5 protein-coding genes are annotated in these 17,113 nt (G+C 38.5%); 4 read left to right on the top strand and 1 reads right to left on the bottom strand.

Annotated features, from left to right (window positions below; translation table 11 throughout):
* Positions 1 to 186: 186 nt before the first annotated feature.
* Positions 187 to 3,771: a T9SS type A sorting domain-containing protein gene (locus BHE19_RS00615; RefSeq protein ID WP_070905553.1), complete on the bottom strand. Its 3,585-nt coding sequence runs from the start codon at positions 3,769 to 3,771 to the stop codon at positions 187 to 189.
* Positions 3,772 to 4,823: 1,052 nt separating this feature from the next.
* Here BHE19_RS00615 and BHE19_RS00620 point away from each other — a divergent pair.
* The 4 genes from BHE19_RS00620 to BHE19_RS00635 are packed head-to-tail and all read left to right on the top strand — an operon-like array spanning position 4,824 to position 17,103.
* The gene (locus BHE19_RS00620; protein ID WP_070905554.1) at positions 4,824 to 11,789 is read left to right on the top strand and encodes a type I polyketide synthase; all 6,966 of its coding nucleotides are present in this window, start codon (positions 4,824 to 4,826) and stop codon (positions 11,787 to 11,789) included.
* A 21-nt stretch (positions 11,790 to 11,810) separates the two neighbouring features.
* Positions 11,811 to 16,043: a type I polyketide synthase gene (locus tag BHE19_RS00625; RefSeq protein ID WP_070905555.1), complete on the top strand. Its 4,233-nt coding sequence runs from the start codon at positions 11,811 to 11,813 to the stop codon at positions 16,041 to 16,043.
* On the top strand, positions 16,031 to 16,330 hold the full coding sequence (locus tag BHE19_RS00630; RefSeq protein ID WP_070905556.1) for an acyl carrier protein: 300 nt from the start codon (positions 16,031 to 16,033) through the stop codon (positions 16,328 to 16,330). The genes BHE19_RS00625 and BHE19_RS00630 overlap by 13 nt, the downstream gene beginning before the upstream one ends.
* The gene (locus BHE19_RS00635; RefSeq protein WP_070905557.1) at positions 16,321 to 17,103 is read left to right on the top strand and encodes an alpha/beta fold hydrolase; all 783 of its coding nucleotides are present in this window, start codon (positions 16,321 to 16,323) and stop codon (positions 17,101 to 17,103) included. Before BHE19_RS00630 ends, BHE19_RS00635 begins: the two co-directional genes overlap by 10 nt.
* Positions 17,104 to 17,113 lie beyond the last annotated feature (10 nt).

Raw genomic sequence — 17,113 nt, forward strand, 5'->3', positions numbered from 1 at the left:
TTTAAGCCTTACTATCAAAATTTATAATAGCATTCTTGCTGCGCTTCTTATTTTTAAACCTTCTTTTGTTAATGGAACTATATCTCCATCTATACAATGCCTGTATAAGCTTGATAAGTAAAAAATAAAAAACCACATTTTCAAACGAATGAAAATGTGGTTTTTAACTTATATATGCTTTTTAATTTACTCGACCATTACTTTTCTAACAACAGTTGTCCCTTCACTTTCTAAATACACATAATAAATCCCTTTCAAGAATCCTGAAAAATTGATGCTATTAGTGTTTGAACCATTAGTAAATTTCGTAACTGTTATCAACTTTCCTAACGAGTCATACACGCTTGCTTTTTCCAGCACAATATTGTCAATGTATAATTCTCCTTTGGTAGGATTAGGGTAAACGGTGATTTTGTTAAAAACCACATCTTCTAATCCTAAAGTACAATTTGTTTTCGAATAAATTGCCGCCGCATCTTTGGCAGTTGACCAATTGGCATTGGCATACGCAACATCATATACCAAAATACAGGATAATGAAGCATTCGTTTTGAAATTGACATTCACCAGCTTGCTATTATTTCCATTGTCCAAATTCAAAGAAGTCAATTTATTATTGGAACAATTTAGATCTGTAAGAAGAGTATTCTTAGAAAAGTCTAAACTTACTATCTCATTATTAGAACAACTCAATTTAGTCAACGATAAATTTTTAGAAACATCTAAAACCTTTAGTTGATTGACAGCACTGGTTTTGGCATTGCCTTTTTTACCACTTGTCACAATACCATCACAATACAGTTCTGTAAGTTGGGTATTTTTAGAAACATCCAAAGTCGATAAAGGATTCTTTGAACAATCTAAATATTTCAGTGCCGGATTGTAAGACATATCAATATAAGTCAATAAATTTCCCTGACAGTTTAAGGTTTCTAGATTTGAAAAATATTCGATTCCTGATAAACTGGTGAGACCGGAATTGGACACATTTAAACTGGTTACATTTATTATACTGGACAATAAAACCGAACCGTTTTTTCCATCTGTATCGACTCCTAAAGCGATTAATTGGTCTTCAAACGCACTACTAAGGGCGACAACGGAAGCAGGACAACTTGTACTATAACTTGCTGTCGCGTCTTTTGCCCAAGACATATTATCCTTAGAATAAATAACATTATCTACCTGAATACATTCTAAATTTGGATTTTTTCTATAATCTGTTCTGTTAGTTACAAAATTATTATTGTTTCCATTCTGCACATTTAGACTTGTTAATTTATTAGAATTACATTCAAATTCTGTTAAAACTTTATTCTTGGAAAGATCTAAAGCTGTTATTAAATTAGAATAACAATATAATGATTCTAAAGCAGTATTCTTGGAAACATCTAAACTGATTAATTTATTAGAATAACAACGTACATATGTTAACGAAACATTTTTAGAAATATCTAAAGCCGTTAATTGATTAGAATCGCATGAAAAAACTGTTAAAGCAGTATTTTTAGAAACATTTAAAGTCGTTAATTGATTACGGCCACAATCTAATTCGCTTAAAGCAATATTTTTAGAAAAATCTAAAGCAGTTATTTTATTAGCTGCACAAGTTAATGATTTTAAAGCCACAAAATCCTCAATTCCGGTTAAATCAGTAATATCACTACCGAAGAGATACAAAGAAGTTAACGAAGAAATATTTATTGTTGGCACTTTTCCGTCAGGAGCTCCAGAATCATGACCAAGGAAAATTAACCTTTTTTCAAAATTTACATCAGGAATAAGGGTGTATCGAACAACATCAGCACAGTCTGCCTTGTAAGTTGCCGCAGCATCTTTAGCTGCGAGCCAATTTGTATTCGCATAAACAACATTATCTACTTGAATACAACTTAAATTAGGATTGTTTTTAAAGTTTTTGGTTCTAAAATTAAGATAGTTTCGATTCTTCAAATTTAAATTCGTTAATTGATTTGAACTACAGTTTAAAGAACCTAAAACAATATTTTTAGAAACATCTAAAGCCGTTAATTGATTACCGCTACAATCTAATGCATTTAAACCCACAAAGGATTGGATACCGGTCAAATCAGCAATAGAACTATTAGATACATCCAAAGAAGTCAATGTGTTTATTTTATAACCTGGCACTTGTCCATCAACTGTTCCGGAATCAATTCCTAAAGAGATCAACTTTTTTTCAAAATTCACATCAGGAATAAGAACGCGTGAACAATCTTTGCTGTAAGTTGCTACAGTGTCTTTATAAGAATTATCATAATAATAAATGTGATCCACCTGAATGCAATCTAAATTAGGGTTGTTTTTAAAATTGTACGTGCTAAAATCCCTTCCGTTCATCGCATTTAAACTCATTAATTGATTTGAACTACAGTTTATATGTCTTAAAGCAGTATTTTTAGAAACATCTAAAGCTGTCAGCTGATTAGAATAACAATATAGTTCGATTAAAGCAATATTCTTAGAAACATCTAAAGCAGATAATTGATTCGAATAACAATACAATTTTGTTAAAACAATACTCTTAGAAATATCGAAACTAATTAATTTATTAGAATAACAATTTAATTCGGTCAAAGCGGCATTTTGAGAAACATCTAAAGCTGTTAATTGATTAGAATAACAATCTAATTTTTTTAAAGCGATACTTTTAGAAACATCTAAAGCCGCTAATTGATTAGAATAGCAGGATAAATATGTTAGAGCAGTATTCTTAGAAACATCTAAAGTTGTTAACTGATTCGAATAACAAGTTAATTGTTCTAAAGCAGTATTCTTAGAAACATCTAAAGCCGTCAATTGACTAGAATAACAAACTAAATTTTTTAAAGCTATATTCTTAGAAAGATCTAAAGTCGTTAATGAATTACCGCTGCAATCTAATACCTCTAAAGACGCAAAATCCTGAATTCCGGTTAAATTAGTAATAGAACTCTTGGAAACATTCAAAGAAGTTACCCCAGAAATCTTAGCTGTTGGCACTTTTCCGTCTATTATACCGGAGTCAAGCCCTAACGACATTAACTTTTTCTCAAAATTGACATCAGGAATAAGGGTATATTGAATAACAGCTGCACAAGCTAAATTGTAATTCGCCGTAGCATTTTTGGCCGCAGCCCAATTTGTATTAGCATAAGCCACATTATCTACCACAATACAACTTAAGTCGGGGTTGCCTCGAAAAGAACTATTCGTCGATAACTTAGAATTATTTCCATTCTTCAAATTCAGTCCTATCAATTGATTGGCAGAACAATCTAAGTAGGTTAAAGCAGTATTATTGGAAAAATCTAAAACTCTTAATTGATTATCATAACAATGTAAAGTAGCTAGAGCAGTATTCCTGGAAACATCTAAAGTTGTCAATTGATTATGATTACAACGTAACTCTGTTAAAGCGATATTTTTCGAAACATTTATCGTCATTAAGAAATTGTTTCCAAAACTCAGGTATGTTAACGAAGTATTCTTGGAAACATCTAAAGCTGTTAATCGATTGGAATCACAAAGTAAAAATTTCAAAGCAGTAAAATCCTGAATCCCGGTTAAATCCTCAATAAGGCCTACTCCTCTAACATTCAAACTAGTCAGGGTGTTTATTTTTGAAGTCAAAACCTTACCATCGGGTGTGCCGGAATCAATTCCCTGACGGATTAATTCTGCTTCAAAATACGCATCGGGGATCTGGGTGTATTGAGCAAAGGAAGATAAACTAGCTAAAAAAAGTACAAAGAGTAATCTTAGTTTCATAGGCGTTTTTTTGTTAATATTAAGGCCCAAATGTAGTAGAATATTAACTAATATCTTACATAAATGGTTAAAGAAATTTAAAAAAAAGTGTTCGACTGCAAGAGATTTACACTTATGAGGAAATTTTAGAAAAACATAAAAAAAAGACATTTTCAGGCAAATGTAAATGTGCTTTTCAACTACTCTAAAAACTTTCTATTTGTTGCTAATTATATAAGTACAGTTATTTATATAGTGAAAAAAATTTCGACACTATGTTATACCCTCTATTGCATACTTAAATACAAAATCCACAAAAAATATGGGCTTACTCTACTTTTTCTAAAGATAGCCTTTGAATTTAAAATGAATTTCGGTGCAGAATTGGTACATTAAGGTTCAAGGCAGTAATAAAGATACCCCAAAGACAGGACCATGAACCTTATAGTTCGAGTCCTCTCATCACAACTTTATAAAACAGAAAACCTGTAAAATAAACCTCTAAAAGTTTCGCTTCAAAACTTTTTTACGAAGGAATTAATCCCTTTATTTTTCAATCACGAGAGAAAGCTTTCTCTACTTTACTGTATTCCAACTCAATACCAGCAACAACAATTTTCTTTGTTAACGATAGAGATCACCAAATACAACTGATCAGATTTTTCATGCAAATAACCGTAATTTTTCCTGCAAAATACCGTAGATTTTTATAAATACTAAAAGGTACATTTAAGTTTTAATTCGCTCTAATTGAAACACTGAGCACTATTTTAGAAGTAAAATTCTCATCGTACTTATTCAAAAATGAAACAAATACATTAAATAACAGTACGAACGAATTTAGAAAAAATATAAAAACCATAAAAAAAGAAGTATTTTTTTACAAACAAGCTAAAAATAATCCAGTATTTAAAGTTTTTGTAAAAAAATCATTATAAAATAAATTTCAATACTCGTAATTTAGAAGAAATTTATTACTTTTATTCCACTATACCACGATAACTACTATAGTACCACAAAGGTCATTATTGAAGTTACACCATTTCCAAATCTCATTTCAATCTTATCAACCTATGAAAAATTCTACTATTATAGGATTAACGCCTTTTGAAAAGCCTGACGTCAACCTAATGTCTCAATTATTTCAGGCCGGAGCATTCCCCGTATTAAGTTTAGGACATGATATCGAAATCGCTCAGGAAGCATTACATCAACTTGACGGGAACAGTATACCTTCCTACGGTGTATACCTTACCAGTGACAGGCTAACATCCCTTCAACTGCCCGAGCAGGTAAGCCTTGCCATCCTTCCATTTGGGATCTCAGTAGAAATTTATCCCAACGTATCACGAATTTATCAGGTAACTAACCTTGAACAAGCCAGAGAAGCCGAACAACTGGGAGCTGTTGGAATTATTGTGAAAGGAAACGAAGCTGCGGGATTAGTTGGTTATGAATCCACATTTGTTCTCTTTCAGCGTGTCATACAAGAAATCAAGACCATACCTGTATGGGTACAAGGAGGAATAGGCCTTCATACCGCTGCCGCTGTAAAAGCACTTGGGGCAAAAGGTATTGTATTAGACAGTCAATTGGCATTATATCCGGAAAGTTCCGTTCCACAGGAACTCAAAAATCTATGTTCGAAATTAAATGGAACGGAAACCAAAATCATCGCCCAGCATCGCGTATTGGTTAGACCCAACTCGCCTGTTTTAGCTGAAAATGTTTCTATCGAAGAGTTAGGGCAATACTTTAATGATCTCGACCCTGAAAAAAGTTATATTACGATGGGGCAAGACATTGCTTTAGCGACAGAGCTGTATGAAAATTTCAAAACGCTGAAAAAATTGATTTTTGGATTTCATGAAGCCCTATATGGTCATCTAAAACAAGCGAAAGCATCTGCAATTATTGACGAAAATAATCCATTAGCCAAACAACTTGGCCTACGCTACCCGATCGCCCAAGGACCGATGACCCGCGTAAGTGATGTTCCGGCATTTGCCAAAGCGGTAGCCGAAACAGGAGCTTTACCTTTTATAGCTCTTTCTTTACTCAAAGGAGAACAAGCAAGAGCATTAGTCATCGAAACTCAAAAACTGGCCAGTGATAAAACCTGGGGTGTAGGGATATTAGGTTTTGCTCCACAAGAATTACGAGAAGAACAAACCGCCTATATCCTTGAAGCCAAACCTCCCGTAGTATTGATCGCAGGAGGTCGGCCTGCACAAGCTAAAGTATTTGAAAAAGCCGGTATAACTACGTTTTTACATGTACCTTCCCCAGCGTTACTGGATATTTTCCTAAAAGAAGGCGCCAAAAATTTCGTGTTTGAAGGTCGGGAATGTGGTGGACATGTTGGCCCGCTCTCCAGCACAGTACTTTGGGAAAAACAAATTGAACGTATCTTAAAAGAAGATCATCCGGAAAATATAAGTGTATTTTTTGCCGGCGGAATTCATGATGCTTTTTCCACAGCCTTTGTATCTATTATGACTGCCACTCTCGCTGCCCGAGGTGTAAAAGTTGGTGTATTAATGGGAACAGCCTATTTGTATACACAAGAAGCAGTGAGTACAGGAGCTATTCAGCAAGAGTTTCAGCAGCAAGCAATGAAAGCTAAAGATACCGTTTTGCTGGAAACGGCACCAGGCCATGAAACACGTTGTTTAAATACGGCATTCGCCCTACATTTCGACAATGAAAAGAAAAAGTTACTAGCCCTTGGAACGGACAAAAAGCAAATTTGGGAAGAGCTTGAAAAACTGAATGTAGGACGTCTCAGAATTGCAGCAAAAGGCATTGACCGCCAAGGTGATGCACTCGTAACGATACCCAAAAACCAACAACTTGATTTAGGTATGTATATGATTGGGCAGGTAGCCACCATGCACAATCAGGTGATTACACTGGAATCACTCCACCATAACGTTGCTATCGAAAATCAAAAATACATTGAACAGGCAGCACTGCCGGAAAAACCTTCATCAGCCGACAAAGCCCTGGATATCGCTATTATAGGTATGGAATGCGTGTTCCCGGGTGCCAAAAATTTAGCAGAATACTGGCGGAACATCATTCTTGGAAAAGACTGCGTTACGGAAGTACCGGAGGAACGATGGAATAAGGACCTCTATTATCAGCCTGATTCTAATGGTTCGGACGTATCACATTCAAAATGGGGCGGTTTTATTCCAAAAATAGATTTTGACCCATTAGAATTTGGCATTCCGCCGCAATCTCTTGCAGCGATAGAGCCAACGCAGCTTTTAACTTTACTCGTTGCCAAACGTGCAATGGAAGATGCAGGTTATGGTGAAAAACAAATCAACAGAGAAAATATATCGGTTATAATTGGTGCTGAAGGTGGAAATGATCTTGCAAACAGTTACAGTTTCAGAGGTTATTACAAACAAGTTTTCGGAGAGCTTCACGAAGAAGTAGAAAAAGCATTCCCACAAACCACCGAGGATTCATTTCCGGGTATATTGGCCAATGTAATTGCCGGTAGAATTACAAATCGTCTGGATCTGGGAGGAAGAAATTTTACCGTAGATGCTGCCTGTGCTTCATCAATAGCTGCTATTGATTTAGCGTGCCAGGAATTGATCCTGGGCAAATCGGATATGGTACTTACCGGAGGAGCAGATTTGCATAACGGTATCAACGATTATCTGATGTTTTCCAGTACACATGCCCTCTCCCGCAAAGGGCGCTGTGCAACATTTGACAGTGCTGCCGACGGTATTGCGCTGGGCGAAGGGGTCGCAATTTTAGTCTTAAAACGATATGAAGATGCCCTTCGTGATGGTGACCGTATTTATTCGGTGATAAAAGGTGTTGGAGGATCGAGCGACGGTAAAGCCCTTGGTCTTACCGCACCGCGAAAAATCGGTCAGGAACGCGCACTGGAACGCGCCTATGATCAGGCAGGTATCAGTGCCGCTACAGTTGGTTTAGTTGAAGCTCATGGTACCGGAACAGTGGTGGGAGATAAAACGGAGCTTACGGCACTCACCAATCTATTTCTAAAATCCGGAGCTTTACCGTCTCAGACCCATCTTGGATCTGTAAAAACCCAAATTGGGCATACCAAATGTGCTGCCGGTCTGGCCGGACTGATCAAAGCCACGATGGCCGTATACCACGGAGTAAAACCTCCTACCCTTCATCTCCAACAGCCCAATGCCTACTTCGATGCCCACACAAGTCCTTTTGCTTTTCATGCAAAAACAGGATTATGGTCCGAAAAAGAGCGTTATGCAGGTATTAGTGCCTTCGGTTTTGGTGGTACCAATTTTCATATGGTAATCGAAAATCATCCGCAAAAAGAAGAAGCCGCCATTCTACAATCCTGGCCCTCCGAATTATTCGTCTTCCGGGGAGATAATTATGATGCAGCCAAAATTCAATTAGAACAGGTAAAAACTTTATTGCAAATCAATGATAGTTTATCTTTAAAAGACATTGCCTACAGCTTAGCCGTGGGTTCAGAAAAACCGATACAATTGAGCATTGTTGCAGATACAGCCGAAGATCTGGTGATGAAAATCGAACTCTTGCTAACAGGCATTGAAAGTAAAGATATTTTTATGGTCAACAAACGAGTGGGTAAAACTGTCTTTTTGTTTCCCGGACAAGGCAGCCAAAACATTCATATGGCACGAGATCTGTTCGTGCTGTTTCCTGCCCTGCGAAAAATCATATCACAATATCCTGATTTAGAAAAAGTAGTCTTCCCTGCAGCCACATTTGATACCGCAACGTTAAAGAAACAAAAAGAAACCATTAAGGATACCCGTCTCGCACAACCTCTTTTAGGTATTGTAGATCTTGCCTTAGCTCAATTGTTACAGTCATTCGGTATCGTACCTGATATGTTAGCAGGACATAGCTATGGAGAGTTACCGGCTTTATGTTTTGCCGGTGTATTTAACGAACAACAGTTGGTTGAACTCAGCAGCAAACGTGCACAATCTATTCTAGATGCCATTACAGATGGTGATCCCGGAGCTATGGTAGCCGTAAACATTGATGCAGATCGTTTGAAAACAATTCTGGACCAACATCAGGACTGCTATCCGGTCAATTACAATTCACCAACTCAATGCGTTGTTGCCGGAAGTACCGCAGCCATTGACAAATTCATCGAGGCACTTAAAAACGAGCGCATCTCAGCCAAAAAACTAGAAGTTGCCTGCGCTTTTCACAGTCCTTTGGTGAGTAAATCCAAAGATTTGTATGCCAATGTTCTGAAAGAAATTCCTTTTCAGGAAATGCAGATTCCGGTTTGGTCCAACACTACAGCAACCTTATACCCAAGCGCGGTATCTGACATTAAAGCACAATTGACCGATCACCTGGTGCAACCCGTGCATTTTGTTGACGAAATCCAGGCCATGTATGCCGATGGAGCAAGGATATTTATTGAAGTAGGTCCCGGAAAAATATTAACAGGACTAACAAAGGCCTGCCTCAATCAAGAGGAACTGATCCTACATGTTGAAGATAACAATCATAACAGTCTCACCCACCTCCTTTGCATGTTGGCACAATACCTTGGAACTGGCCGCACTTTTAATCTAAATAAACTTTTTGAAGACAGATACGCAAATTTAATCCAAATCGATCAACCGGAGCTTTATCAAAAGAGCCCAACGATTTGGCGTGTAAACGGACAAGCCGCTCATCCAATCACAGGTACATTACCTGCTCATGGTGCATTACCAATCGTTACTCCCATTCAAATGACAAACTCCAAGATCATCCAAACACCAGATACACAACCTGCCGCAGAACACATATTACAAGAATATTTAAACAGTATGAAAATGTTGATCCAGGCGCAGCGGGATGTCATGCTTTCCTTCTTAGGACAACAGCAGCACCTAACTCCTATTCCCGTTTATGCTGCGACAGTAGAAAATAAGATGGCTAATCAATTGGCAGCAACCGTAATTACGAACGATAAACCGATAGCTAAAGTAACACTGCAAATACCTTCAAGAGATATCAAATCTTTGTTGTTAACTGTGGTATGCGAAAAAACCGGCTATCCGCAGGAAATGTTAGGAATGGAAATGGATCTGGAAGCTGACCTCAGCATTGATTCTATTAAAAGAGTTGAAATTATTGGCGCGCTCCGTAATGAGCTTGGTATACTCAACAGTGATCATGAAAATGAAGATACAGTGATGGAACAACTGGCGGCAATAAAGACTTTAAATGGACTTGTAATCTGGCTTACGGAATACACAGGTACGGTTGATTCAGTTTCAACAAAAATTGAATTACCACCTGTAGCACCTTTAACAGCGGATAAAACCACCGTGACACTTGCAGAACTGCAAACGGCCATTTTAGATATTGTTAGTGAAAAGACCGGTTATCCGAAAGAAATGTTGGGACTGGATCTGGATCTGGAAGCCGATTTAAGTATAGATTCCATTAAACGAATGGAAATAATCAGCGATCTGAAAAACAAAATCGGATTTGGTGATGACAAGGAACAGGCTGATGATCTTATGGAAAAATTAGCCACCATAAAAACGTTAAATGGTTTAGCTGCCTGGATAAGTGAAATGAGTACAACTGAACCTGTGCAAAGTTTATTGACACGCCTGCGATTTGATTTAGTACCCACCCTTATTTCTGAAGCACAAAACACCGAAATCCTCAAAGGAAAACGATTTGCAATAGTTCCGGACAATGGAACACAAACCCTGGCCATTAAAACAATATTGGAACAATACGGTGCAATTACTGAATTGGTTCATAACGAACAAAATCTAACGCTCTTTGATGGACTGATTATTACCGATATATACTCCGCTACTGTGAAGCATAGTATCATCGACCACGTTGGTTTAATTAAGAATATGGATCTTGAAAAAGCGCAATGGATTTATTTGATCTCCGATATCCCGGCACATGTAGAAGAATTAAAAGATACCCGTGCATTACGTCATTATCAGGGTTATCCCGGCTTATTCAAAAGTTTAGCTCGTGAGTTTGAACAAACCAACTTCAGACTGATCAGTCTCAATACGGCACAGGAAGTAGACCAAATAGCCGAAATTACTTTACGGGAGATCCTGACAACAGACCAATCCGTTGAAGTGATTTACAAAAACAATCAACGCCATAAAGTCGAAATAATACCTTCGCCCATGTTAACCGCTCTTGATCAGGCACATATCGAATTGGACAAAAAATCGGTTGTTTTAGTCCTTGGCGGAGGACAGGGGATTACTGCGGAACTGGTCAAACACATGTCCGCCACTTATCCATGTACCTATGTTCTTGTGGGCAGATCAACAGACCCGAGAGACGTTATTACCGATTCAAAAGAATTAGAATTAATGGAATCGAAAGAAGAAATCAGAAGCTACTTCATCAAGACCGGTAATTTCAGTGCTCCATCTGAAATTGAAAAAGAGACGCTGCGAATTTTCAAAAACAATCAAATTCTGCGTACCATTCGACACATGGAAGAATTGGGAAATAAAGTAGTCTATCAATCCTTAGATGTTTGCGATGAAGAGGGCTTGACTCAGCTTATCCATGATATTTATAAACAATATGGACAATTGGACGGTGTCATTCATGGCGCAGGTCTTTTGGAAGACAAACTTTTCAAGCAGAAAACCACAAGTTCTTTTGAACGTGTCTTTGATACAAAAGTAAAACCCTTACGTGTGCTGGCGGAACAATTGCGCTCAGATTGCCAATTTGTAGTTTTATTTTCAAGCATTGCTTCTGTGTATGGTAACAAAGGACAGACGGATTATGCCGCAGCCAATAGTGTATTGGATGATTATGCCAAAGTCTTAAACAAAAGGCTGAAAGGAAAAGTAATCTCGATCAACTGGGGGCCATGGAAAGGCGCAGGAATGGTTTCTTCATCATTAGAAAGTGAGTACGAACGCCGCGGAATTTCGCTGATCCCATTAGAAGAAGGGAAAGAACTATTTCTGAACGAAATCAAATATGGAACAGAAAGTCAGGTATTAATTATGTCTGGTAAAAATTGGTAATAACCGTCGTATTCCTTTATTATGAAAAAAACAGATATTGCTATTGTAGGTTTATCCTGCCTGTTTCCTGGTGCAAAAAATGCAGAGGAATTCTGGCAGAATATCATCAATAAAGTCGACTCCACGCAAGTTGTTCCGGCAGATCGAATCGATCCTGTTCACTTTAACGGAAGCAAGGAAGCTACGGACCGCTTTTATTGTAATCGTGGCGGATTTATTCCTGATTATGAATTCGACCCTACGGCCTTTGGTATCTTACCTCTTGCCGTTGAAGGCACTGAACCCGACCATTTATTAACACTCGAACTCGTTCAAAAAGCATTAGAAGACGCAGGTGTATTCCGAAAAAAAGTTTCATTGGAACGAACCGGAATTGTCATCGGAAAAGGGAATTATACAGGTCCCGGAGCTACACGCGCCATTGAAATTGTACGTACTGGCGAACAGATATTCTCACTTTTGCAAGAACTATTGCCGGAGGTATCTTCTTCCGATATTGAAAAAATAAAACAGGCCTTTCAGGAACGCAAAGGGCGGTTTTCTGCAGATACCGCCATGGGGTTAATCCCCAACCTTGTTGCCTCATTAGTCTCCAACCGATTCAATCTTGGAGGCGTTGCTTTCACCGTTGATGCGGCCTGTGCAAGCGCTCTTGTAGCCGTAGACCATGCCGTGCAAGAGTTGCTGCGTGGCCGAAGCGATATGATGATTGCCGGCGGAGTTCATACCGGTCAAAATGCTGCATTTTGGAGCATATTCAGCCAATTGGGAGCATTATCACATCAACAGCAAATCAAGCCCTTTAGCGAAGATGCAGACGGATTGCTCATTGGAGAAGGCTGTGGTTTCGTTGTCCTAAAACGATTGGAAGACGCGGTACGCGATCAGGATAAAATTTATGCCATTATTAAAGGAGTTGGCATCAGCAGTGATGGCAATGGAACAAGCGTGATGAGCCCTTCTGTAAAAGGCCAGTTAAAAGCATTGGAACAAGCGTGGGCACAGGCCAATTTAAATAAAGAACAAATTGGCTATCTGGAAGCTCATGGCACGGGAACTCCTTTAGGTGATAAAACAGAACTGCAAACTCTGGCACAATTTTTTGGCAAAGAAGAAACCGCTGCACGCGCCGGTATAGGATCAGTCAAATCCAATATAGGGCACGCCATGCCTGCTGCCGGAATAGCGGGTTTAATTAAAACCTGTCTGGCCCTGCATCACGACATATTGCCGCCTACCTTATATTGTGAAAACCCAACTGCCTCTATACAAGACACCAGATTTACACCAATACAGGAAGCCAAGAACTGGTCACAAACCGGTTTACCCAAAATCGCAGCAGTAAACGCATTTGGATTTGGAGGGATCAACGCCCACGTAGTCCTGGAGGGTTATGATATTCCCAAAAAAGACGAAGTATTGTTACTTGCAAGACCGACACGTGAAGCTTTACTTTCGGCGCTTCAGGATAACGATACCTCCGTAGGAAATGGAGATTATCGTATTGCACTCTTTGATCCAACACCCGAGCGTATCCAAAAAGCAATCAAAATTGTGTCCAAAAATAATGCGTGGCGCAATAAACAAGATATTTGGTACACCTCTGCTCCCCTTTTACAAAATGGCGGCAAACTAGCTTTTGTATTCCCAGGATTAGACGGTTTAGAAAAAGGTGAAGTTGAAACTGTCAGTCGATATTTTGGATTGACAGCACCTATAGAAACAGCCGGTGAAGGACTGCTGAACGACGCATTAGGTATTTTTAATACTTGTGGCATACTGGACAGTTCCTTAAAAAAATTGGGAATCTATCCGGATATGAATGCCGGACATAGTTTAGGAGAATGGTTAGCAGGATATGCTTCAGATTTGGCCGAAGCCAGTTCTGTCAAGGATCTAATCGATGTTCTTGATCCGAAAACATTTGAACTAAAAGATTCAAAATTCATTGCTATCGGAGCAGGTCTTGAAGAGGTAAAGCCATTGATTGAACAAATTCCTAACCTTTATGTTTCCAATGATAATTGTCCACATCAGGTTATCCTGTGTGGTACAAATGCGGCACTTCAGGAATTGACCCCTTTATTAAAATCAAAACAGATATTCCACCAGGTTTTACCGTTTCAATCCGGTTTTCATTCTCCATTTGTTGCAGATAAACTGGATGTAATCTTAGCCGGTATGGAAAAAGTTCAATTCCAAAAAACAAAAATTCCATTGTGGTCAGCCACTACCCTCCTGCCTTATCCGGCAGATCAGAAGTCTATCCGTAAATTAAGCGCCGAACATTTGGTACAGCCTGTAAGATTCCGGGAACTAACCGAAAAACTTTATGCGGAAGGAGTTCGTTTTTTTATTCAGGTAGGTACAGGAGGATTAATCGGTTTTATTGATGATACGCTAAAAGGCAGCCCCTTCAGTACCCTTGCTTCAAGTGTAGCCAATCGAACAGCACTTGCTCAGCTTCAACGGGTAGTAGCCGCTTTATTTGTAGAAGGAAAAGTACTGGCGCTCGATTTTTTAAACATTCAAAATCACAGAAAAATAGTCCCAAAAAAAGGCATAAAATTGCAATTAGGATCACCTATTATACGTGATTTTGAACCTCTGCAAAACTTACGGAAATCAATCCATACCGTACAACCCAAAAAGGTTTTAACCGAAGCAAAAGTAAGTCACCCCTTGGTCCGTGCCTTTCAGGAAAATATCGCCGATATGATCCGAATGCAGGAAGAAGTACTGGATGTCTTTCAAAATCAGGGAGAAGCCGTCGTTTTAACACCTGTTTTAACGAAAAAACAACTGGCCGACAGTCCTTTTACAAAAACACTACACGTCAATTTAGATACGCATCCTTATCTGATTGATCACAGCCTTTTGCGACAACCCAAAGGCTGGTCGGATGTGGCAGATATGGAACCTGTGATTCCAATGACCATGATTTTTGAATTACTGGCAGAAGCAGCACAAGCAGAACAGCCGGAAACCAAAATTCACAAAATCATGAACGTCAGTGTATTTCAATGGATGAACGTTGCCAGGCCTTTTGAAAAAATGATAAAAGGCGTCTGGCGTTCCAACCATCACGCCTATCTGGACATAGAGAATTTTGCCAATGCAGAAGTATCTTTAACAGCATCACATCCACCACAACCTACTTTTGATCTGTCAATAGGCGAACGACTGCCTATTGAGCGAACTCCTTTGGAAATCTATGAGAAGCACATGTTCCATGGAGAAAAATATCAGGGTATTACGGTCGTATCAGCTGTTGGAAAGAAAGGTATTACTGGACAAATAAAAGGTAATGGCGGTAAAGGTTCCTTATTGGATAATGCCGGACAATTGTTTGGATTATGGTTGCAACTTACCTTAACCAAAGACCGCATCGCTTTTCCGGTCAAAATTAAACAAATTGAATTCTTCGAAGATATGCACGATCAGGACGGTGTATTTGAATGTACCTGTATACTGACTGAATTAAACGATGAATTTGCTATCGCCGACATTATACTTCAAAGAGACGGAAAAGTTTGGTGTGCGATAAAAGGATGGCAAAACCGGAGATTAGAAATTGACGAAGCTTTATGGAATGTTTCCATGTCTCCGCTCCATAACCGTCTGTCAGAAGAAATTGCCCCACAAGTCTTTTTCTTTCATCAGGCCTACTCGCGCGTAAGTTCCTGGGATTTTATACTGAAACGTTATTTCAATCAAAGGGAAAAACAATACTATCAGGAGCTCCTGCCCAATCGCAGAAAAAATTGGATGGTGAGCCGTGTAGCCGTAAAAGATGCCGTAAGACAGGTGCTGAGCGAAAAGAAAAAGCAGCCCAGTTATCCTATCACCTTTGAGATTTATTCTGATAAAACAGGCAAACCTCATCTCAAAGGCAATGCTACAGAACAGATTCAGATCTCACTGGCACATAAAGGAAAAGATGCTGTAGCCATTGCGCGACACGATAAACCGGTGGGTATTGACATGGAAATCATTGCCGAACGCAGTCCTGAATTTTATCAATTGGTATTCACCGATACAGAATTAGCCTTACTGGAAGAACGAGATCAGGCCGAATGGACCACCCGATTTTGGGTAGCAAAAGAAGCTTATGGAAAACTATTGGGAACGGGGCTGAAAGGTAACCCCAAAAGACACGAAGTAACCTGCATACAAGGCGATCATCTGTGGATCGATCAAATTGAAATTAAAACAATCAAACACCTAAATTATATTATCGGATGGACACTTTAGACACAACATTAAAAAGAAATCATGAAGAGTTATTCAACCTTTTAAAGGGTTTTATTACAGAAATTATTGGTGAAGAATTTGTAGAAGAAATGGATATCACTCCGCAAAGTTCATTTACCAAAGATCTGGAAATGGACAGTATAGAGATTGTATCTTTTTCAGAAAAAATCAAATCACACTTTGGCGATCAGATCGATTTCACGGGCTGGTTGTCTGCTATGGACTTGGATGAACTGATCAATCTTGATCTGAATAAGATCATTAATTATATCTACGAATGCCAATAATCACTATTAATAATAAAAAAGTTCACGTACAGGAACTCAATAAAGGTGCTGAAGATACCGTGGTACTGATCCACGGTATGTTTAGTAATCTTTCTATTTATTATTTTAACATTGCTCCCATTTTGGCACAACACTTTCATGTGGTGATGTACGATCTAAAAAGTCATGGCAGAAGTGAGCGTACCTTAGAAGGATATGATTTAGAAAATATGTCCTCTGATTTAATCGCAATGATGAATTACCTCCAAATCAAAAAAGCACAACTTGTTGGTTATAGCTTTGGCGGACTTATTGCACTCCAAACTGCTTTGATAGCCCCTGAACGTGTAGATCAATTGGTTGTCATTGAAGCACCGGATCCGCAAGATGAAAAGGCACGAGGTATTATCGAAGCTTACAGCAAGGAATTTCTCGAACATTACATCGCCAATTTTACGGATACCACAAAAGTGAAAATGGGAAAAAGACAATTCGAAAAAAACCATCGGTTATACGAGTTTTTATTTCACCAGACCAGTATCAAAGCAGATATGGTTAAAGAAAAAGATTTTCTGTATCAGGTTCTTATTTCCGAATTACGCATACCCACTCTGTTGCTCTATGGATCAGCTTCCGACTGTAAACCGACAGGAGAATGGTTAGAATCTCAAATTGGTACAGCCGAGCTGAAACTCATCAATGGAGATCACAATATTCCCATTCAGGCTCCCATTCAGATAGCAGAAACTATTGTTCAATTTTTAACTAACCCTTTATTACAGAACTATGGCTAAATTTGTATTT

Origin of the sequence: Flavobacterium tructae, assembly GCF_001853485.1 — a bacterium.
Classification (GTDB): domain Bacteria; phylum Bacteroidota; class Bacteroidia; order Flavobacteriales; family Flavobacteriaceae; genus Flavobacterium; species Flavobacterium tructae.

Excerpts from the sequence above, each read along its gene's own strand:
- BHE19_RS00615 (WP_070905553.1), bottom strand. The coding sequence starts at position 3,771 with ATGAAACTAAGATTACTCTTTGTACTTTTTTTAGCTAGTTTATCTTCC.
- BHE19_RS00620 (WP_070905554.1), top strand. The coding sequence starts at position 4,824 with ATGAAAAATTCTACTATTATAGGATTAACGCCTTTTGAAAAGCCTGAC.
- BHE19_RS00625 (WP_070905555.1), top strand. The coding sequence starts at position 11,811 with ATGAAAAAAACAGATATTGCTATTGTAGGTTTATCCTGCCTGTTTCCT.
- BHE19_RS00630 (WP_070905556.1), top strand. The coding sequence starts at position 16,031 with ATGGACACTTTAGACACAACATTAAAAAGAAATCATGAAGAGTTATTC.
- BHE19_RS00635 (WP_070905557.1), top strand. The coding sequence starts at position 16,321 with ATGCCAATAATCACTATTAATAATAAAAAAGTTCACGTACAGGAACTC.